The organism is Stenotrophomonas sp. PA-6-5C (assembly GCF_021605635.1).
GTDB lineage: Bacteria > Pseudomonadota > Gammaproteobacteria > Xanthomonadales > Xanthomonadaceae > Stenotrophomonas > Stenotrophomonas lactitubi.
On record NZ_WKEE01000005.1, the window covers coordinates 33,203 to 51,722 of the forward strand.

Sequence of the window (18,520 nt, forward strand, 5' to 3'; positions counted from 1 at the left end):
CACCCTGAAAGGAGGCGCAGGGTGCGACCAAGTGACCTGTTAAGGCCAGCTGGTTTTTCTTTATCCTGTGCAGAAAAACTGAAGAGGCTTCTCGTGGACCTGGTACATCCGCAGTTGAGCGCCTTCACCGCGGTGCTCGAAGAAGGCAGCTTCGAGGCCGCCGCACGCCGCCTGTCGATCAGTCCGTCGGCGTTGTCGCAACGGATCAAGGCGCTTGAGGACCGGCTGGGCCAGGTGCTGGTGGTACGGCAGGCACCATGCCGGCCTACCGCTGCCGGCGAAGCGTTGCTGCGGCGGGTACGGCCGATGCAGGCGCTGCAGGCCGAAGCGCTGGCCGAACTGCTGCCGGAGCGCGGCAGCGATGCCACTCGTACGCCGATTCCGCTGGCGGTCAACGACGATTCGCTGGATACCTGGTTCGTCGCCGCCATCGCAGAGCTGCACCAGCGCCACGGCTACCTGTTCGACCTGCGCATGGACGACCAGGACCACACCCTGGAACTGCTGCGCAACGGCAGCGTGCTGGGCGCGGTCACCGCCGAACGCAAACCCCTGAAGGGCTGCAACGTGCATCCGCTGGGGGCGATGCGCTACCACGCCATCGCCTCACCGGCCTTTGCGCGGCGCCACTTCAGCAAGGGCTTGCAGGCCGACGCATTGGCGTCGGCGCCGATGATCGTGTTCAACCGCAAGGATGAACTGCAATGGCGCTTCCTGCGCAGGCTGACCCGCGCACGCCTGCAACCGCCCGTCCACTACCTGCCCTCCTCCACCGGCTTCGTCGATGCTGCCGCGCGTGGACTCGGCTGGTGCCTGGCGCCGGAGGTGCTGGTCACGCCAGCGGTACAGGCCGGGCAGGTGGTGGTGCTGGAACCTCGTCGCTGGCTCGACGTACCCTTGTTCTGGCAGCATGCCGCCGTGCGCTCGAGCACGCTGCAGCACATCACCCAGGCGCTGCGCACCGTCGCTGGCAATACCCTACGTTGAAAAGAACATGATCCCGACCACCGCAGACCCCGGCTTCACGCGCGGACCACTACCGTTTGCCCACTTCTTCACTACAGGAACGGCATGCACCTGAGCTGCCCACGGACAAGGATGCACCGCGCGCTCGGCGCTGCCGGCCTGGCCTTGCTGGCAAGCCTGCCGCTGGCCGCAGCGGCACAGACCAGCGCGCCTCCCGCACTGGAATGGGAACAGGCGCGGCAGCGGCTGGAACAGGTCTCCGACGCACTGGCCGCTGCTGATGCCGGCGTGCGCAACAAGGAAGAACTGCAGGAAGCCACCCGCCTGCTGCGCCTGCCGGAGATCACCGGCGAGGTGCGCCGGCTGCAGTTCCAGAAGACCCTGACCCTGCCGCTGGGCTCACTGGCACCGGTGGCCGAGGCCTATGGCATCGACTCGCCGCTGTCGTTCACCGAACGTGATTGGCGCACGCGGCCGGTGGTCACCGCCGTGCTGCCGCTGTACACCGGCGGCCTGATTCCCGCCGCGCAGCGTGCTGCCGGCGCGGCCAGCGAACAGGCCAGCGCCGAGCGCGAAGCGCAGCGACAGTCACTGACCGTGCAGCTGGCCCAGGCATATTTCGGCCAGCGCCTGGCCGAACAGGCCGTAGTCGTGCGCCGCGATGTGCGCGATGGTTTGAACCGGCACCTGTCCGATGCGGAGAAACTGGAACGCGAAGGCTTCGCCACCCGCGCGCAGCGTCTGCAGGCCACCGTCGCCCGCGACAAGGCCGAGCGCGAATACCAGAAGACCCTCAATGATCTGGCCACGCTGAAGGCTGCGCTGGCCACCCTGCTGCGCAGTGGCGGTGACGTGCAGCCGTTGTCACCGCTGTTCGTGCAGCGCACCCCGCTGGAACCGGTCGCCAACTTCGAGCGCACTGCACAGGCGCGGCAACCGCAGATCGCGCGCCTGCGGGCGATCGTCGCGCAGGCAGAACAGGGCGTGCGCGTGCAGCAGGCCAAGCTCAAGCCGACGATATTCCTGTTCGGCCAGTACGACTTCCGGCGCCGCGACGAAATGCTGACCGATCCGGACTGGGCGTTCGGCATCGGCCTGAAGTACACCTTCCTGTCGCCGAACTCGCGGCCGGCACAGATCAGCGCCGCACGCGCGCAGCAGGAGCAGGCCGAGGCCGGCCTGCGCGAGGCCGAGAACCAGGTGGCACTGGGTGTGCGCAAGGCCTGGAACGAGCTGGAAACCGCGCGCCAGCAGTTCGTGCTGCTGGACAGCAGCATCGCCCAGGCCGATGAGAACCTGCGCCTGCAGGAGCTGGCCTTCCGCGAGGGCCAGGCCACCTCACTGGACGTGATCGATGCGCGGCTCGGCCTCGGCGGCGCCCGCGTCGAACGTGCGCAGGCGGCCTACCAATACGATATCGCCTTGGCCCAGTTGCTTGAGGTGAGTGGACAGATGGACCGCTTCGAAGACCATCGGCGGCGTGCAGACGAGGTGATCGATCATGAGTGATGTGTTGCACGACGAAGCAACGACGCCCCCGGGCAAGCGCCGGCTGGGGCCGATTCTGCTGGTGGTGCTGCTGGTGGCGGTGGTGCTGGGCCTGTGGCTGGCCTGGCGCAGCCCCGCCGACCAGATCCAGGGCATGGCCGACGCCGACACCCTCAACGTGTCGGCCAAGATCACTGCGCGCGTGGCCGAACTGAAGGTGCGCGAGGGCGATCGCGTACAGGCTGGGCAGGTGCTGTTCCTGCTCGACAGCCCCGAAGTCGCAGCCAAGGAACAGCAGGCGCACGGCGCGCTGGCCGCGGCGCAGGCGGTGGCCGACAAGGCCAACGACGGCGCACGCAGCGAAGACATCCGCGCGGCCGAAGCCAACTGGAAGCGCGCCGAAGCCGGCGCCACCCTCGCCGAAGCCACCTACCGGCGCGTGCAGAACCTGTTCAACGAAGGAGTGATGACCCGGCAGAAGCGCGACGAAGCCGCTGCCCAGGCCACCAGCTCACGCGAACTGGCCCGCGCCGCCCGCGCCCAGTACGACATGGCGTTGGCCGGTGCGCGCGAGCAGGACAAGCGTGCCGCACAGGGCCAGGTGCAGCAGGCGCAGGGCGCGGTGGCGGAAGTCAACGCCGCGCGTGTTGAAGTGGAAGGTCGCGCGCCGGTGGCCGGTGAGATCAACAAGCGCATGGCCGACCCGGGCGAACTGGTCCCGGCCGGCTTCCCGGTGTTCACCCTGGTGGACATCGACCGCATGTGGGTGTCGATGAACCTGCGCGAATCGCAGATGCAGGGCCTGAAGGTCGGCAGCAAGGTGCGTGGCAGCGTGCCGGCGCTCGGCAAGGACGACGAGTTCGAGGTCTATTTCATCAATCCCGCGGGCGACTACGCTACCTGGCGCACCACCCGTCAGTCATCGGGCTATGACGTGCGCAGCTTTGAAGTGCGGGTGCGCCCGGTACGGCGCATCGAGGGCTTCCGCCCCGGCATGAGCGTGCTGTTCGCATGGCCGCAGCACTGAACACCAGCCGCAGCAGCTTCGGCGGCTCATGGCAGCGCGAACTGCGCCGGTTGCGCAGCAACCGCGCAGACCTCGCACTGGTGACCGTGCTGCCACTGTTGATGCTGGTGGTGATGGCCTGGATGTTCTCCGCATCGGTGATGCGCGATGTGCCGATTGCCGTGGTCGACCTGGACCACAGCAGCGACAGCCGCCTGCTGCTGCGCATGCTGGATGCCAGCCCCGGTGTGCGCGTCGCCAGCCAACCGGCAGGCATGGAGGAGGCACGTGGGCAGCTGCGCCGGCTGGAAGTATTCGCGGTGGTGCTGGTGCCGCGCGATGTGACCCGCCAGGCGTTGCGGGGCCAGCAAGGCACGGTGTTTTCCTATTACAACGCCACCTACATGACCACCGGCCAGTCCGCCGCGCGTGATATCGGCGATGCGGTGTCGGCATGGAACGCGCGCCTGCTGCGCGAACGCATCGGCCTGCAGGTCGGGCCCGGCAAGCTGCGTGCCGCGCCCATCGCGGTGCAGTCGGACATCCTGTTCAATCCGGCGCGCAGCTACGAGCTGTTCCTGCTGCCGCTGATCTTCCCGGCGGTACTGTCGCTGGTACTGGCGCTGGCGGTGGCCGGCAGCCTCGGCCGTGAGATCCGCGACGGCACCCTGCCCGCCTGGCTGGGCCACGCGCCGTGGTCGGCCATTGCCGGCAAGGTGCTGCCCTACGTCCTGCTGTTCTCGTTGTACGGCGCGCTGGGCGCGGCCTACCTGGCCTGGCTGCGCGGCGACGGCATCGCCGGCAGTGTGGTTCTGCTGCTGCTCGCACAGCCGCTGTTCTACCTGGCCACCGCGGCCTATGCACTGTTCTTCGTCGGCGTCACCCGCGACATGGGCACGGCCCTGTCCGCAGTGGGCCTGAGCATCGGCACCGCGCTGGCCTTTTCCAGCGCTACATTCCCGGTGATCGACGCGCCGTTGTTCACCCGCGTCTGGCATCTGCTGCTGCCACTCAGCGCCTACATCAAGCTGCAGACCCAGCAGCAGTTCATCGGCTCGCCACTGGCGGTGTCGCTGTGGCCGCTGGCCACGCTGCTGCTGATGATCCTGGTCGCCGGCGGCATCGGCGGCTGGCGCCTGCTGGCGTTCGCACGCACGCCGCAGGCAGCGCAACCCGCCGGGGCCGGCGCATGAGCAGGATCTGGCACAGCCTGCGGCAGACCCTGCTGGCCGTGCTCTGTGACCGCTATGCGATCGTGGTGATGGTCGGCGCGGTGATTCTGTACTCGTTCTTCTACCCGGCCGCCTATCGCCACCAGGTGGCCGGCAACCTGCCCGTGCTGGTGGTCGATGAAGACCACAGCGCGACCAGCCGCGAACTGCTGCGCAAGCTCGATTCGCTGCGCGTGGCCCATGTGGTCGGGCAACCGGCCGACCTGCAGCAAGCGCGTGCACAGCTGGAAGCCGGCCATGCCGAAGGCATCGTGCTGATCCCGGCCAACCTGGAACGCGACATCCTGCGTGGCCATCCGGCCAAGCTGGTACTGCTCGGCAACGGCGCCTATCTCGGCCGCGCAAGCTGGGTGCTGGGCAGCGTGGCAGATGCACTGGGTGCGTTCGGCCGCGAAGCAGCGATCACCCAGGCCGCGTTCATGGGCGCGCCTCAGGCACCACCGGTCACCCTCGTGCAGCGGCCGCTGTTCAACACGCAGGAAGGCTACGGCAGCGCGATCGTGCCCGGCGTGGCCGAACTGATCGTGCACCAGACGCTGCTGATGGGCATCGGCGTGCTGCTAGGCGGTCGCCGCCTGGTGCTGGGCCGGCGCCTGCAGTTCGACCTGCCCACCCTGACCGGCATGGCGCTCGGCTTCGGCCTGATCGGGCTGTTCGGGCTGTTCTGGTATGCCGGCTTCACCGCTTGGGTGCAGGACTATCCGCGTGGTGGCAACCCGCTCGGGCAACTGCTGGGCGGTACGCTGTTCATCGCTGCCACGGTAGCGTTCGGCCTGTTCGTCGGCAGCTTCTTCCGCACCCGCGAACGCGCCTTCCAGTACATCATCGCCACCTCCATCCCGCTGTTCTTCCTGGCCAGCCTGTCCTGGCCAGCGGTGATGACCCCGCGCCCACTGGTGTGGCTGGCGCAGCTGCTGCCAACCACCTCCGGCATCAACCTGATGGTGCGCCTGAACCAGATGGACGCCAGCCTGGCCGAGGTCAGCCGCGAGCTGATCACCCTGACCGCCCTGCTGGTGCTGTACAGCGCCCTCGCCCTCTGGCGCCTGCACAGCAAAAAAGGGACGGAGGGGAAGAGAGCGACTTGATCCCCTCCGTCCCTTATTTCGGCTCTGGTGCGTACCAGAACGGGATGCTGTATTCGCGGCGGCGGCTGGGCCCACGTTCGCCGCCCTCGGGGTTCCAGACCAGTCGCAGGTCATGCCGGCCCGGTGTCAGGTCCGCCACCGGCAAGTAGCCCACCAGCCCGCGCATGTCCAGGTCGCGACGCTCCATCGGCACGAAATCGTGCAGGTCGACCTTGCCGCCATCGAGCTGAACCGTCCACAGCAGCGCCATGCAGTTCACCGCTGCTGTCGCCGCCTGTGCACCCTGCGCTTCGTTGCGGGCACCACCGGCACAGCGCTGCCGTGCCACCGGATTGTCACGCTGCGGACGGTGCGGGATGAACAGCCGCAACCGCGATGCACTGATGGTATCGGCCGGAATCATCGGATAAGGCAGCAGCTGGTCGTGCGCCGAGCGCAACGATTCGTAGTGCGCGCCCAGCATGCCGTGGTCCACCGCTTCGTCGGTCAGCACGCTGTAGCGGTTGAACAGGGAGAACTTCATCGAACCGTAGACCTGCAGGGCGGCGAGCACCATCGCCAGCATCACGGCCGACAGGTAGATCACGGTGAACGAGCGACCGCGCAGGTTGCTCTGCAGCGTCCACTGCATGGTCTGCAGCAGGCGCAGCATCGGCACCCGCTGCAGGCCGGCCAGCACCGACTGCAACCGCTTCTCCTGCCGTGCAGTATCCAGCCCCCGCGTGCGACGCCGCGCGATCGACTTCTCCAGCAGCATCGGCACCATCGCCAGACCGAGCAGGCAGACCATCAGCACCGCGACGATTCCCAGCGTGATGCGATCGACATCGCCTAAGGCGGCACCGATGGCCATCGCCACACCGAGCGAGACGATCGCCACCACCAGGGTGCCGGCCAGGGTCTGCACGCACAGCAGCGTGGTCGAGAACAGCATCGTGGCAAGCCGGTCTGCACGTTCGATGGTGCCGTCGAACCCGCCATCGCGCTGCTGCAGGAACGCGCGCGACAACGGCCCCAGCATCGTCAGCCGATCCCAGTCGATGCCGTTGGGGAAGTGCGATTTCAGGCCGATCAGGCCGATCCAGTAGCCACGCACCGCCAGGTGGATGATCAAGGCCACCGCCAGCACGTAGCACATGCCGACGCCGATGCTGAAGGCGAACCACAGCGCCTGGAAATAGACTCCTTCGGTATGCAGGCTGCTGCGCGCCCACGCATCGAACAGGTAGCCCGGCACGGCCAGCAGTGCGAAGGCGAGCAGGCCGGAAATGAACAGCTCCAGCTCGTCGGTGCGGTCGCGCACGCGGGAGTAGCTGGCTGTAGTGCGAGGCATTGCACCGGCAACAACGGACGGCTCCCGACCGTCTACAGCACTCGACTCGTTCACTGGCGATTCATCCCTGGAGGTCGGCGCAGTATAGGCATGCGCCCTGCTCCGCGGAACGGGACCGGAAACGAAGAACGCCGGCACAGGACCGGCGTTCGGGGTACAGCAGTGTGGAAGGGGCTATCGCATGGATGGATCAGCGGTCATGGATGGATCAGCGGTAGACGCGCTCACAACGGCGCTCGACCACGCGATCACCAGTCTTCTGCTGATGGTTGCCCTGGATCTGTCGGCCGGCTGCACCGCCCGCTACGGCGCCGGCAACCGTTGCCAGCTTCTTGCCGTTGCCGCCGCCTACCTGGTTGCCCAGCAGACCACCCACCACGGCGCCGGTGGCGGTACCGGTGATGCGGTTGGGATCGCGGGTATTGCGCTGCACTTCCACGTTCTTGCAGACCACGCGGCTGCCATCGTTGAACTTGCGCCCTTCATCGCGCGGGCCGTAATTCTGTGCGCCAGCAACGGACGAGGCTGCCAGCAGGGTGCCCAGCACCATCAATCGGGTCGAGGTCTTCATGGCCATCTCCTGTGCTCCGGTATGGCGCAAGTGTCTGCCTGCGGGTGGCAACTGCAGGTGAAATCCAGGTATCCGGGGGCTGAGCGGCCATCATCGGTTCAGGAAACAAAAATGCGCCCATCGCGACCAGCATCGCGATGGGCGCCGTCTCCCACCCGGCTTAGAACTCTTCCCACCCACCCGTGTTGGCCGCGAGCGAGGGTGCGATCCGCGGCGGCACGCCGGTCACGCGCCGCACCGGCGGCACGCTTGCGGCCACCGCTGCCAGCATCGGCCGGACCGCCGCCGCCGCCACCGAAGCCCCGGTGCGGAACACCGACACCGCCTCGGCCAACAGGTTGGCCTGCTCCTCCATGGACCGCGCAGCCGCGCTGGCCTCTTCCACCAGCGCAGCATTCTGCTGGGTGGCTTCGTCCATCTGCATCACGGTCTGGTTGACCTGCTCGATGCCAGAGCTCTGCTCCTGCGAGGCCGCCGAGATCTCGGCCATGATGTCGGTCACCCGCTGCACCGAGGCGACGATCTCGCCCATCGTGGTGCCGGCCTGACGCACCAGCGCCGAGCCGTCGGACACCTTGCCCACGGACTCTTCGATCAGGCCCTTGATCTCCTTGGCTGCACCAGCCGAGCGCTGCGCCAGCGTGCGTACCTCGCTGGCCACCACGGCGAAGCCCCTGCCCTGCTCGCCCGCACGCGCCGCTTCCACGGCGGCGTTGAGCGCCAGGATGTTGGTCTGGAAAGCGATGCCATCAATCACGCTGATGATCTCGGCGATCTTCTTCGACGAAGCCTCGATGGCACTCATGGTGGTCACCACCTGGCCAACCACCTCGCCACCCTGCGAGGCCACCCCATGTGCACCGATGGCCAACTGGTTGGCTTGGCGCGCATGTTCGGCGTTCTGCTTCACCGTCGAGGTCAGCTCCTCCATCGACGCTGCGGTCTCTTCCAGGTTGGCCGCCTGCTGCTCGGTACGCCGCGACAGATCGGTATTGCCGGAAGCAATCTCCCCCGCCGCCAGATTGATGCTGGATGCACTGGCCTGGATACGGCCGACGATCTGGGTGAGCTGCTCGACGGTGGCATTGCAGTCGTCGCGCATGCGGGCGAACACACCGTGGAAATCGCCCTGCATGCGTACGGTCAGATCGCCGCGCGAGATCGCCTGCAGCAGGCTTGATACCTGCACCAGGTTCTCATCGGTGGTCTGCATCAACCGGTTCAAGCCGGTCACCATCTCGCCGAAATCGTGCTCGAAGCGGGCTTCGTCGCCACGCAGGCTGAAGTCGCCGGCGGCAGCGGCTGTCGCCAGCCGGCGGATCTCGCCGTTGATGGCCGACAGGCTGGACTTGGTCTCATCCATGGCCTGGGTGATGGCCGCCTTCTCGCCCGGCAGGCGATCCATGTCCACCGACAGGTCGCCGCGTGCGTAGTGCTTCATCACTTCGATCAGGCGGTTCTGCACCTGCACGTGCGAACCCACCAGTGCGTTGGTGTCATGCACCATCCGCCCGTAGTCGCCGGGGAAGGTGCTCTCATCCATGCGGTAACTCAGGCTGCCGTCATCATGCTGCCGCGCCATCTCGCCCTGCGCCGCCATCACCGCCTGCAACTGCCCCTGCATGCGCTGCATGGATTTCAGCAACTGGGTTACCTCATCATTGCCCGAGGCATCGATGACATTGTCCAGGCGACCGTTGGCGATGCCATCGGCCAGCTTCACCGCGCCGGCCAGGGGCCGGGTCAGGCTGCGGGTGATCGCCCACGCGGCCAGTGCACCGAGAATCAGGCTGAGCACACCGAACGCAATGCACAGTGTTCCCGTCCACGCTTCCGTGGCGCGGTACTCCTCACGGCTGCGTTCGGTCAGGGCTTCCTGGTGCCGCAGCAGGCTGGAAATCGCTCCATTCCAGGCCGTGGCCAGACCGTGCTCGGCCAGCAACTCGGTGGCCGCACCGTCATAGTCGCCCGCCTTCATCCGCTCGTGCAGTTGCCGGGTGGAGGCGTCGGTGGCCTTGCGTGCCGCCGCGATCTGCGCCACCAGCGTATCGCCGGTGGCATCGCGGGGAATCGTGATGTATTTGTCCCAGATGCCGTCGTAGGTGCGGCTCAGTTCCTGCGCCCGCTGGTAATCCTTGTCGAACTCCTCGCCACGCTTGATCACCATCAGGCGACGATGCATCAGCACCGCGTTGTTGGTATCGAGCATGTCGTTCAACAACCGCATCTTGACCATGTTCACGCCCACCACTTTCTCGAACTGGGCGGACTTCAGATGGTTTCCGTACAACACCAGGCCGACGATGGCCAGGATGAACAGCAACAGCAGACCGAAGCCGGCAGAAAGCCGGGATCCCACACGGAGGTTGCGTAAGGCGAGCATCTCAATTCCCTTGATCGTGGCCCTATATCGGTGGCGGCACGACCCGGGGAAACTTTAAGTACATTTACTTAAACAATGCCTCATTAACATAAATGCGTTCAAGCAGAGCCCCTTCCTTATTCTCCTCCCATTTTCCGATGAAGGCAGGCTGGAAATGCATCACGCAGATGAATAAGCCGCGCGTTCTCTGGCAGCGCAACGCTTTAGTCTGCAGATGACCGTATTCCTGCAGATCAACGGCACCGCCATCGTTGATATCCCCAGTTTCTACGCGGAAATCAACCGGGTATTCATGGCTGGCGAAAACTGGCAGCTCGGGCCCAGCCTCGATGCATTGGACGATCTGCTGTACGGCGGTTATGGCGCACTCGCCGGGCACAGAACGGCCACGGTGGTCTGGCGCGATATCGACTGCAGCCGCGATGCACTGGGAGTGGAGGCCACGCGTGCGTGGCTGCAGGACAAGCTGCGGCAACCGGATACGTTCAATGCCGAAGCCATCGGCCGCCAGCTGGACGCCCTGCAACGCGGCGATGGGCAGACCTACTTCCAGACCGTGATGGACATCTTCGCCGGCCACCCGGACATTGCGCTGCTGCCGGCCTGAGGCCGGCCGCGACAACGATGCGCACAACGGTCCTGCGCGCCGCCGCCGACGTGCCAACGGGCCGCGTCTGCCACGGCACTTGTTCGTACGGACCGCCCCAATCCCCCTGAGAATCGAGGCGCCCCGGGTCCCTAGCCGTTACCATGGACGACCCTGTACCGGCTCCGCCCCGCAGCCCTCCGGCGCGAGCGGACGCCCCTGATCCACGAGTCCCATGTCCAAAGACAAGTCCGCCGAACACACGCCGCTGATGAAGCAGTAGCGGCGTGCGACTCTTTGGCAGAATCAATTTATTGATTTACAACAGATTGCCAGAGCCTCATCGGATCGTTCGTGGATTTGGCTACCCTTTGGCGACCTACGCAACCCCCTATTGAAAGACTTTTTGCGCAGCCCCTAATGCCGACTGCGGCAGCCTCGGAGCCATGAGCGGAGGAAGCCACTCATGCGCTATGACGGCCAAAAAACGTCGCTTGCCGGGCACTGAAACGACGCTTCCGACCGCGTGCTTTGCACGCCCACCAATCCCCCCATCGGGGCGCTCGCCACGGACAGGCTCCAGTCCCACCGCCGGGCGCACATCCAGCCCTCGCAGGGCGTGGCCGGCGTGATCGCCAGCGGCATCAGCCCGGGCCACATCGGCGCCAAGGGGACCACCGGTTCGGGCACCACCTCGGCCACCAACATGGGCTGGCCGGCGCGGTAGGACCGGATCGCCACCAGGCACTCGCTGCGCATCTCGACGTGGGGCATGTCCTGGAATCTCTTCCAAGCGCCACCCCACCTCAAACCCGCCTGCTGGGCCAGCTCACCGAAGCGCTGGTAGCCCTGCCGCACCTGCTCGTCCCTCAGGTCCCAAGAAGGGCGCCCGCGCTTGTAGATGACCATATCCGCCGCCCAGCCGTGGTTGTGGCAGCTGCTGCCAGGCCCTACTTGGGTCACGCCCTTCTGGCTGGCGAGCAACGCAGCCTGGCGCTGTTCAGAGCGGTAACCCTCCATCAGGCGCAGGTCGTAGCCCTCGCCCTTCATTTGCAAAGCGATCCGTTCCAGTGTAGAGCGAAGCTCGGGCTGGACACCGTCCCACTGCGGGGCGTCCTTGTGGCGGTGGAACAGGCGTTTGAAAAACCCTGGCTTCTTCCCGTGGACCTCAACGGAATCGGTGGCTGGCACGTGAGCGTGGACCAAGATGGGGGCGCTGACCAATGCGAGCGCGAGCAACAAGCGTTGAAACATGAGTAGGCCTCCTTACTCACATGAGCGATACATCCATGCAAGCGGAGAATCGAAAACGCGCAAGGGGGCTTGCGGAATCTTTTCCCTGACGTAGAAGAACAGGGGTGGGGAAAAGTCGGCCCCACCGCTTCCCGGCTCAACGGTCCTCCTGCCGTTGCGCCGGGAAGTTTCGTTGGGGGGGGGCTTGCGCATTCCAGGATCTGATCTATTCGTGAGTGCACACACTCACTCAATTCAGAGCCAGGAGGCCACCCTATGAAACGCTCCCTCATCCACTGCGCTTGGTTGGCAGTCCTTGTAGCGGGTTTAGCAAATGCTCAAACCCAAGTTGGCAACAACGCCACTGCCACAGACTCTGAAGGCACCTCCGTCGGTGACGACTCGACCGCCTACAACAATTGCGTCGCAGTGGGAAAGGGCTCCCTCGCTGGAAGTCCCAATGCAGCATTCGGCGACTGCATCGCAGTGGGAGCGGACAGTGTCGTTGGAACTGGTTCGATTGGCTTCGGAACTCGGGTTCGAGCCCTCGCCGGCGGCGTCATTGTTATTGGAAACGACGCGTTCGCGCCTGCTGGCGCGGTGAGCGGCACGGTCGTCGTTGGCCACAACAGCAACGGAGACAACGCAACCATCATTGGCAGCAACAGCCAAGTCAACGGCAACCCCTCCAATAGCAATGAAGGAGGGGTTGGCGTGGGCAAGAACATTCGAGCTACTGGCGCAGGCACTGTGGTAGTGGGCGATGGCGGCCGAGCTCTCAATTCCAATCATTTGGGGGCCAAGACCGCGACAACCGCGCTGGGAGCCTTCACCAACGCCGACGCTGATGGCTGCGTAGCCCTCGGCGCTACCAGCGACTGCGGCCGCGAAGCCAACACCGTCTCCGTGGGTAACGCTACGCTTAAGCGCCGTGTGTCCAACGTGGCCGACGGCCTCTACGACACAGACGCTGCGACAGTCGGGCAATTAAATCCTATGGCTGGTGCACTGGGGGCCGGTGCACGTTACGTCAATGGACAATTCATCGCTCCGACGTATGTTATGCAGAGCGGCAACACTTACCACACGGTTGCTGACGCGCTCTACGACATCGACGGACGACTTCACACCATTGAGAACAACCCCGGCGGCGGCCAAGGTCCAGCAGGCTCCGATGGTGCCAGTGCCTACCAAGTGGCCGTGAACAATGGCTACCAGGGCAATGAGCGCGAATGGTTGGCGTCGCTGAAGGGAGATAAAGGCGAGCCAGGCCCGGCAGGATCGGACGGACAAAGCGGAACACCAGGGCCAGCAGGCCCCCAAGGTCCGGCTGGACAAGATGGAGAGGACGGCAAGGATGGCGGTGGCAGCTCTGCGGTGGCCGGGGCCAACATCGAGGTCACGGACAACGGGGACGGCACCCAAACCGTTGCCTTGAAAGACACCATTGAGCTTTCCGAGCAGGGCTCGGTCCAAGTGGCCAAGGCCATCCACAACAGCGACGGCTTCACTGTCCAAGGCGGCCCATCGGTCACCCGATCTGGGATCAACGCCGGCAACCAGCGGGTAACCGGGGTGGCTGCAGGGGCGATCGCTCCAGGGTCCACGGACGCGATCAACGGTGGCCAATTGTGGGATTACCAGCGGGAGCAAGACGACCGCTGGAACCTGACGGACCGCCGTTTCCGCCAGCTCGACAAACGGGTGAGCGGTGTGTGCGCCATGGCCCAAGCCAACGCCCAGATGGCCACCTCGACGTCAGCTATCCACGGAGAGAACCGAAACCGCCTGGCCGTGGGCGTCGGTGGCTGCAGCGGCCAAGCCGCCATTTCCATCGGCTACACCCGTGACGTGACCACCCCACGCGGATCCCCATCGGCTTTCTCGATCGGCGTTTCCCGCAGCGGGCAGGACACGGCCGTGGGCGCAGCCTGGGCCATTGGCTGGTAACGAATCAAAGAATGTCAGCGGCGAAAGGAGGTGATCGTATCTCGGCAAGGGCCCTTCGGGGCCCTTGTTCGCGAACTCCAAGCACAAAAACAATTCAAATACAATTGTTTTCGTTGAAAAGCTTCCTCTTTCGCCGTATAATCGCCTCATCCGAATTTGTGGACAGTTCCGGGTGCGAGTCCTGGGTTGTCGCAATGGTCGTAACGTCGTTTGCCATCGCTCTGAAAGCCCTCAGACGATGGGTGGTTAACCTAAAGGCAAAGGAAGAAGTCAAATGTGTTGATAAAAACAATTACAAGGAACCAAAAATGAAAAAGAAGAATGTTGTAAGAAAGACAATTGAACGCTTTAAGAGCACGATTTATCGCTTGAAGAAGCATCCGCTTGGTGTCGCTATCGGCGTGGCACACGAAGTGGTGTATCAGACGACCATTGCGGTAGCGGCTAGCCAGCTGCCCACCGCACACCCGGTGAACGCGCGTTGAGCCACGCTCCCCGTTGACCGATATGAAAAGCCCGGGCCCAGCCCGGGCTTTTTCTTTGGAACGCTGCTGCTATCCCCAGCCCATCCGCTCCGGAAGAGCCGAAACCGGCCAAACCTAGCCCCGTCCTTTCTCCGTTGCCAAGAACGCACCATCGGAATGAAGGAGCGCGAACGTGTTCCCCTGGACGTGCTCTGGCCAAACCTGTCCTGGCAGGCCCACGAACTCCAGCGGGAGGTTCGCCTCTTGGTCTGGCTCGAACGCGGCGAACGGGTCAAAGCTCTGCGGCTGCCAGTCCTCGAACTGAAAGTCCCTGTTCCAGACCATTGCAAAGGCCAGCGGATAGGCCTTCAGGACATAGATCGCCGAACTGCCTTTCCCGCCCAAGATGCCCAGCCCGAAGTCGCGAAGAACCGTTCGACCGCTGTAGGGATACACCCAGTAGTGAAGCCGAACCTGGCGTAGAAGATCTGACCGGTCATCGAACAGGTGCTGGCTGTGGCGTTCGTCGTAGCGATTCAAGCCCACCGATGACATGTGGCCCAGAACTCCCCTTGCCACAAGCTGCGGCTGGATGCGGATGCTCTGGTAGTAGGTGACCTTGCTTCGATCACGCAAGATCTCCGTCACCTGCCGGCTCATCGATACAAGCGCCTTGTCGTATCGAGAAAGCACCGAGCCGTTGCAGGTCCTGCAGATGCTCCTGAAGCAAACACCATTGGGCATCTTGTGGGACCGCGGCTTCTTCTCTCCACTGATTGCATCGGCGACGCTAGACACCCTCAGAGCGATGCCTTGAGCCCACGCCTTGGGCGGCACGTGGTTTTCGGTCAGGTCGGTTTCCTGCCCGCATATGTTGCAACGCCCCTTGGAAGGTCCAACCGGGAACTTAAAGGTCACTCGCCCGCCCCATGCTCGCCATGAACTGCGAAGAGATTACACGCAAGCGACGTGTGGCCTCTCACGCCCTTCGCAGCAGGCTTGCCAACTTCAAATTCTGATCTATTCGTGAGTGGGTCGTTTTACTCACGGAGAGACCATGAGCCATCGCCACAACCTGGGACGCAGCGAGAAGTATCACGCCCTGCCCCGCACCCTTTACGCCCTGTTGTTCGACGACGGGGGATGCTACGTCGGCCAAAGCTCGAACCCGCAGCAGCGGGAGAAGCAGCACCGCTCCCCCAAAGGCGGCTGGCACCGTCCCTTCCGGTTCCATGCGCTGGAAGTGGTGACCGCCACCAGGGCGGAAGCCGAAGCGTATGAGCAGGCGTGGCGGGTGAAGGCCTCCCGAGAGGGGTGGCGCATCTACGCCAAGCCACCGGGGATCGTGGTCAACCCGCACCGGCGGGCAACGCCGCACGTGCGATGGCTGGCCCACCAACGGCGGTGGCAGCTGGGAACACCGGTGAAAGCCCCCTCCGAACGCATGGGGTGGTGGCCGTGGATCGCGGTAGGGGCGCTTGGTATGGGCTTGGCTCGATGCGCGATGGTCTAGCGATCAAAACGCCTATTGACATACGCGAGACTGATCAGGGAAAAAGGTGTAAACCATCTTATGATTTCACATGGCCACGGTCCCAAACGTTTACATCATCGAAACGCTTCACCCTGAAGACGAAGGCATGGGCAGGATGGAGGGGGCATTTCTATCCCATGTCCTTCGTCTCTATGGAAGGAGTCCTGAATACAGTTACGTCCGAACAGCATCCGGATTCAAAGACGCGATTAAGCAATTCAGGGCTTCTAAATGCCGCTACCTACACATTTCTGCCCATGGGAGCAAAAAGGGGATCGTAACTACCAACAGGGATCGTGTCTCATACGTGCGACTAGCGACACTTCTGGATGGAGTCCCGTCTAACACCAGACTCTTTATGTCCTCTTGCGAAGTTGTTCATGACCTTTCGGCGGAAGTGTTAGTTGGAAACGAGGGAGTGCTATCGCTGCTTGGCCCACGCAATAAAATACTCATGACCGATGCCGCCGCCATATGGGCATCCTTCTACCACTTGGCATTCAAGGAGATGGACGCCAAGGAAGATAATGGCGGGCGGCCCACCATGTCTAACGCCCACATGAAGTCTTGCCTAAAGTCCATCGTGAAGCTCTTTGATGGAGATTTCTCTTTCTACACTCGAGGATCGAACGGCGAACTGATTGACCACCTGCATGACATAGGAAACTGACAGCGCGTTGCTGCTGGTCCGCTGCATCACCGAGTGAGCATCGCGCCTCGTTGCTTCTCCACTGGCACCTGGGTTTGCGGTTTCAATCCTGCCAACAGCTCTTCCACGTCCTGGACCAGGTTGCGCACCGGAGCAGCCTGGGTCTCGGACAAGCCGACGCTCAGCGCCATTTCTTTGTGTCGCTCGGTGCCCAAGCGTTCGGCCATGCGCTCCATCACGTCGTCCGTCGTATACATGCGGTAGCTGCCCTTGGTGAGGCGGGTGAACGCCACCAAGGCCGACTGCTGGTCGAGCATGCCCATGTTCGTGGCCAAGTGGTAAACCTCGGATTTCCCCTGCCCTTGCGCCTTGTGGACGGTCATTGCATACCGGTGGGCCAAGGCGTTGTGCTCGCTGGTGTTGAACTCCAAAATGCGCCCGTCCTCTTTCGGGTTCGAGGAGTCGATGCGCACCACCAGGTCGTAGCCACCGGACTTGTCCTTCCGAATGCTCTCCACCGTGCCCTCGGTGCCGTTGATGACACCCAAGTCGTTGTTGGTCGCCGTGAACATCACACGGTCGCGGCGTGAGAGCGTCAGGTCCTCCCACTGCCCTTTCACGATCGAGCGGAAGGTGAATTCCTCTCTGTCCAGCACGCCTTGCTCCTGGAGCCCCTTCCGGATGATGGCCACGGGCAACTTGAAACCGGCTTCTTTGGCCACGTCGGACACGTCCACCAGGACGCCGTCCTCGATTGCCTGAGCCCGGGTGTAGGAATGGATGAGATCAGAAGGTTCGAACATGCGCAGTTCCTCTTGTCAGTGATGGCCCGCCCAGGGCATCCGGTCGGGATGTCCTGGAATGGGGAACCCACTGCCCCACCGACAGGCACGGTCAAGGGAGGAAATGGAAGGGCTGGCACGGCCCGCAGCGCAGCGAGGACACGGGCCCTGGAATGTCCCTTGACCGGAGAAGCTGGGCGATGGGGCCGCGCGCAGCGCACAAAGCTTTGAGAGCGTGCCGCGTTCGGCACACCGATTCAGGGTTGAACTTGGGAATGCCGTCAGGCCTGGGTGCAGGTCACAGGGACCCGGTCCATCCACGCGCTCTGTCCTGCCGATGCTTGAGCGGTGAGCGGGCCCAAACCTCGGATGAAGCGAAGAGACGCAAGTTGGACATCGTCTTGGGGCCAGTAGGGACCATCCGGCGAAAACACGAAGTGGTCCCCTTGAAGGGCCCCGCAGGTGGTGCAATGGTGGGCCAAGTAGGTTTGCCCTGACGTTCGAGTAGTGGCGAAGCGAAGCCAGGGCGCGTGGCCCGCCACGAAAGCGGCAGTGTTCTCGTCCAAACGCTCGATGTAGCGCAACAAGGCACCGTCCCCCTGGTCCACTACGCCCTCGTCGTCGTGCTCCTCGAACGTCGGAACCCAGACCGCGGCGGTGGGGGTCGGAGCGTGGCAGAAATGGCACTCGGTCTGAGCGAGCAGCAGGCCGTAGGCCGGGGCTTGAAGGGTGGATGGAGCGGCAGCGTGGGTCATGAAACCATTTTGCCCTGCCAGGGTGTCAGCCGGTGAGACCAGCACGCGTTGAATCATGGGTGTTTCGGAGCGTACTTCGCTGTGAACCCAGCCACGCCAGAGCGTGCCCCGCTGTGAACCCAGCCACGCCATTTGCTTGTATTCGTCTTTGCTGAGCAACTTGGACACCCCCAACCACTGCACCAGGTGGTAGTGCGCGATCGTTCGCGGGTAGCGCTGAATCCCCTCGTGCAACAGTTTTGGCAGGTAACACACAGAACCATCGCGGCGCTCGTATGCGTAATAGCGGTGGCGGGCGGCACGCGTGGTCATGGCGTTTCCCTCAGTGCGCCCAAAGGGCACGATCGATGCAGCGTTCAAGGCGCTGGGCCAACCAAAGGCTGAAAGGAAGGGCGATGGGGGCAGCGATGGCGAGAAGAGAAAGGGTCATGTCGGCGGTTCCAGTCGGTGGGAAGAGCGTTGCATTCTTCCTGATCCCAAGGTAGATCACCATGGAAATT

Annotated in this window: 17 protein-coding genes and 1 pseudogene; 10 read left to right on the plus strand and 8 right to left on the minus strand. The window is 63.9% G+C overall.

Annotated elements, in window-relative coordinates:
• The first annotated feature begins 93 nt into the window (after positions 1 to 93).
• The 5 genes from GIW57_RS03105 (at position 94) to GIW57_RS03125 (ending at position 5,780) form a co-directional block, all read left to right on the plus strand.
• Complete coding sequence (locus GIW57_RS03105) at positions 94 to 987, plus strand: LysR family transcriptional regulator ArgP (RefSeq protein WP_100464053.1); 894 nt, start codon at positions 94 to 96, stop codon at positions 985 to 987.
• Positions 988 to 1,098: 111 nt separating this feature from the next.
• The gene (locus tag GIW57_RS03110) at positions 1,099 to 2,475 is read left to right on the plus strand and encodes a TolC family protein (RefSeq protein WP_202908261.1); all 1,377 of its coding nucleotides are present in this window, start codon (positions 1,099 to 1,101) and stop codon (positions 2,473 to 2,475) included.
• Positions 2,468 to 3,481 (plus strand): efflux RND transporter periplasmic adaptor subunit, encoded by a 1,014-nt coding sequence (locus GIW57_RS03115; protein WP_100464046.1) that lies wholly within the window; start codon positions 2,468 to 2,470, stop codon positions 3,479 to 3,481. The genes GIW57_RS03110 and GIW57_RS03115 overlap by 8 nt, the downstream gene beginning before the upstream one ends.
• On the plus strand, positions 3,466 to 4,653 hold the full coding sequence (locus GIW57_RS03120) for an ABC transporter permease (RefSeq protein ID WP_236509139.1): 1,188 nt from the start codon (positions 3,466 to 3,468) through the stop codon (positions 4,651 to 4,653). Before GIW57_RS03115 ends, GIW57_RS03120 begins: the two co-directional genes overlap by 16 nt.
• Positions 4,650 to 5,780 carry an ABC transporter permease gene (locus GIW57_RS03125; RefSeq protein WP_236509140.1) on the plus strand — a complete coding sequence of 377 codons (1,131 nt, stop codon included), beginning with the start codon at positions 4,650 to 4,652 and terminating at the stop codon, positions 5,778 to 5,780. Before GIW57_RS03120 ends, GIW57_RS03125 begins: the two co-directional genes overlap by 4 nt.
• Before the next feature lie 13 nt (positions 5,781 to 5,793).
• Here GIW57_RS03125 and GIW57_RS03130 read toward each other — a convergent pair whose 3' ends face one another.
• The 3 genes from GIW57_RS03130 to GIW57_RS03140 form a co-directional block, all read right to left on the minus strand.
• The gene (locus GIW57_RS03130; RefSeq protein WP_236509141.1) at positions 5,794 to 7,113 is read right to left on the minus strand and encodes a hypothetical protein; all 1,320 of its coding nucleotides are present in this window, start codon (positions 7,111 to 7,113) and stop codon (positions 5,794 to 5,796) included.
• A 208-nt stretch (positions 7,114 to 7,321) separates the two neighbouring features.
• Complete coding sequence (locus tag GIW57_RS03135; protein WP_025873797.1) at positions 7,322 to 7,690, minus strand: glycine zipper 2TM domain-containing protein; 369 nt, start codon at positions 7,688 to 7,690, stop codon at positions 7,322 to 7,324.
• 154 nt (positions 7,691 to 7,844) lie between these two features.
• Positions 7,845 to 10,067 carry a methyl-accepting chemotaxis protein gene (locus GIW57_RS03140; RefSeq protein WP_236509142.1) on the minus strand — a complete coding sequence of 741 codons (2,223 nt, stop codon included), beginning with the start codon at positions 10,065 to 10,067 and terminating at the stop codon, positions 7,845 to 7,847.
• 214 nt (positions 10,068 to 10,281) lie between these two features.
• Between GIW57_RS03140 and GIW57_RS03145 the strand changes: the two genes are divergently transcribed.
• The gene (locus tag GIW57_RS03145; RefSeq protein WP_100464033.1) at positions 10,282 to 10,674 is read left to right on the plus strand and encodes a barstar family protein; all 393 of its coding nucleotides are present in this window, start codon (positions 10,282 to 10,284) and stop codon (positions 10,672 to 10,674) included.
• A 450-nt stretch (positions 10,675 to 11,124) separates the two neighbouring features.
• On the opposite strand, the gene GIW57_RS03150 is transcribed toward GIW57_RS03145, so the two are convergent.
• Positions 11,125 to 11,907 (minus strand): M15 family metallopeptidase, encoded by a 783-nt coding sequence (locus tag GIW57_RS03150; RefSeq protein WP_024958507.1) that lies wholly within the window; start codon positions 11,905 to 11,907, stop codon positions 11,125 to 11,127.
• Between the two features lie 255 nt (positions 11,908 to 12,162).
• Between GIW57_RS03150 and GIW57_RS03155 the strand changes: the two genes are divergently transcribed.
• Positions 12,163 to 13,836, plus strand: coding sequence for an adhesin (locus GIW57_RS03155; protein ID WP_236509143.1), 1,674 nt, complete (start codon positions 12,163 to 12,165; stop codon positions 13,834 to 13,836).
• A 308-nt stretch (positions 13,837 to 14,144) separates the two neighbouring features.
• Complete coding sequence (locus tag GIW57_RS03160; RefSeq protein ID WP_005410152.1) at positions 14,145 to 14,321, plus strand: hypothetical protein; 177 nt, start codon at positions 14,145 to 14,147, stop codon at positions 14,319 to 14,321.
• Between the two features lie 114 nt (positions 14,322 to 14,435).
• Here the strand turns inward: GIW57_RS03160 and GIW57_RS03165 are convergent, their stop codons facing one another.
• Positions 14,436 to 15,218: a hypothetical protein gene (locus GIW57_RS03165; RefSeq protein WP_236509144.1), complete on the minus strand. Its 783-nt coding sequence runs from the start codon at positions 15,216 to 15,218 to the stop codon at positions 14,436 to 14,438.
• A 139-nt stretch (positions 15,219 to 15,357) separates the two neighbouring features.
• Between GIW57_RS03165 and GIW57_RS03170 the strand changes: the two genes are divergently transcribed.
• Positions 15,358 to 15,813, plus strand: coding sequence for a GIY-YIG nuclease family protein (locus GIW57_RS03170; RefSeq protein ID WP_236509145.1), 456 nt, complete (start codon positions 15,358 to 15,360; stop codon positions 15,811 to 15,813).
• Between the two features lie 70 nt (positions 15,814 to 15,883).
• Positions 15,884 to 16,504, plus strand: coding sequence for a hypothetical protein (locus tag GIW57_RS03175; RefSeq protein ID WP_236509146.1), 621 nt, complete (start codon positions 15,884 to 15,886; stop codon positions 16,502 to 16,504).
• 656 nt (positions 16,505 to 17,160) lie between these two features.
• Here GIW57_RS03175 and GIW57_RS23765 read toward each other — a convergent pair.
• The 3 genes and pseudogenes from GIW57_RS23765 to GIW57_RS03190 form a co-directional block, all read right to left on the minus strand.
• Positions 17,161 to 17,286 (minus strand): annotated as a pseudogene (locus GIW57_RS23765) (DUF6573 family protein); the annotation flags it as partial.
• A gap of 260 nt (positions 17,287 to 17,546) precedes the next feature.
• A complete protein-coding gene (locus tag GIW57_RS03185; protein WP_236509147.1) occupies positions 17,547 to 18,332 on the minus strand; it encodes a hypothetical protein in 786 nt (261 codons plus the stop codon).
• Positions 18,333 to 18,342: 10 nt separating this feature from the next.
• A complete protein-coding gene (locus tag GIW57_RS03190) occupies positions 18,343 to 18,513 on the minus strand; it encodes a hypothetical protein (protein WP_158229708.1) in 171 nt (56 codons plus the stop codon).
• Positions 18,514 to 18,520: the final 7 nt, after the last annotated feature.

What these genes read in the sequence shown, in the direction of transcription:
- GIW57_RS03110 (WP_202908261.1), top strand. Translation starts at nt 1,099, where the DNA reads ATGCACCGCGCGCTCGGCGCTGCCGGCCTGGCCTTGCTGGCAAGCCTG.
- GIW57_RS03145 (WP_100464033.1), top strand. Translation starts at nt 10,282, where the DNA reads ATGACCGTATTCCTGCAGATCAACGGCACCGCCATCGTTGATATCCCC.
- GIW57_RS03115 (WP_100464046.1), top strand. Translation starts at nt 2,468, where the DNA reads ATGAGTGATGTGTTGCACGACGAAGCAACGACGCCCCCGGGCAAGCGC.
- GIW57_RS03150 (WP_024958507.1), bottom strand. Translation starts at nt 11,907, where the DNA reads ATGTTTCAACGCTTGTTGCTCGCGCTCGCATTGGTCAGCGCCCCCATC.
- GIW57_RS03185 (WP_236509147.1), bottom strand. Translation starts at nt 18,332, where the DNA reads ATGACCACGCGTGCCGCCCGCCACCGCTATTACGCATACGAGCGCCGC.
- GIW57_RS03120 (WP_236509139.1), top strand. Translation starts at nt 3,466, where the DNA reads ATGGCCGCAGCACTGAACACCAGCCGCAGCAGCTTCGGCGGCTCATGG.
- GIW57_RS03125 (WP_236509140.1), top strand. Translation starts at nt 4,650, where the DNA reads ATGAGCAGGATCTGGCACAGCCTGCGGCAGACCCTGCTGGCCGTGCTC.
- GIW57_RS03135 (WP_025873797.1), bottom strand. Translation starts at nt 7,690, where the DNA reads ATGGCCATGAAGACCTCGACCCGATTGATGGTGCTGGGCACCCTGCTG.
- GIW57_RS03175 (WP_236509146.1), top strand. Translation starts at nt 15,884, where the DNA reads ATGGCCACGGTCCCAAACGTTTACATCATCGAAACGCTTCACCCTGAA.
- GIW57_RS03130 (WP_236509141.1), bottom strand. Translation starts at nt 7,113, where the DNA reads ATGCCTCGCACTACAGCCAGCTACTCCCGCGTGCGCGACCGCACCGAC.
- GIW57_RS03155 (WP_236509143.1), top strand. Translation starts at nt 12,163, where the DNA reads ATGAAACGCTCCCTCATCCACTGCGCTTGGTTGGCAGTCCTTGTAGCG.
- GIW57_RS03190 (WP_158229708.1), bottom strand. Translation starts at nt 18,513, where the DNA reads ATGGTGATCTACCTTGGGATCAGGAAGAATGCAACGCTCTTCCCACCG.
- GIW57_RS03160 (WP_005410152.1), top strand. Translation starts at nt 14,145, where the DNA reads ATGAAAAAGAAGAATGTTGTAAGAAAGACAATTGAACGCTTTAAGAGC.
- GIW57_RS03140 (WP_236509142.1), bottom strand. Translation starts at nt 10,067, where the DNA reads ATGCTCGCCTTACGCAACCTCCGTGTGGGATCCCGGCTTTCTGCCGGC.
- GIW57_RS03170 (WP_236509145.1), top strand. Translation starts at nt 15,358, where the DNA reads ATGAGCCATCGCCACAACCTGGGACGCAGCGAGAAGTATCACGCCCTG.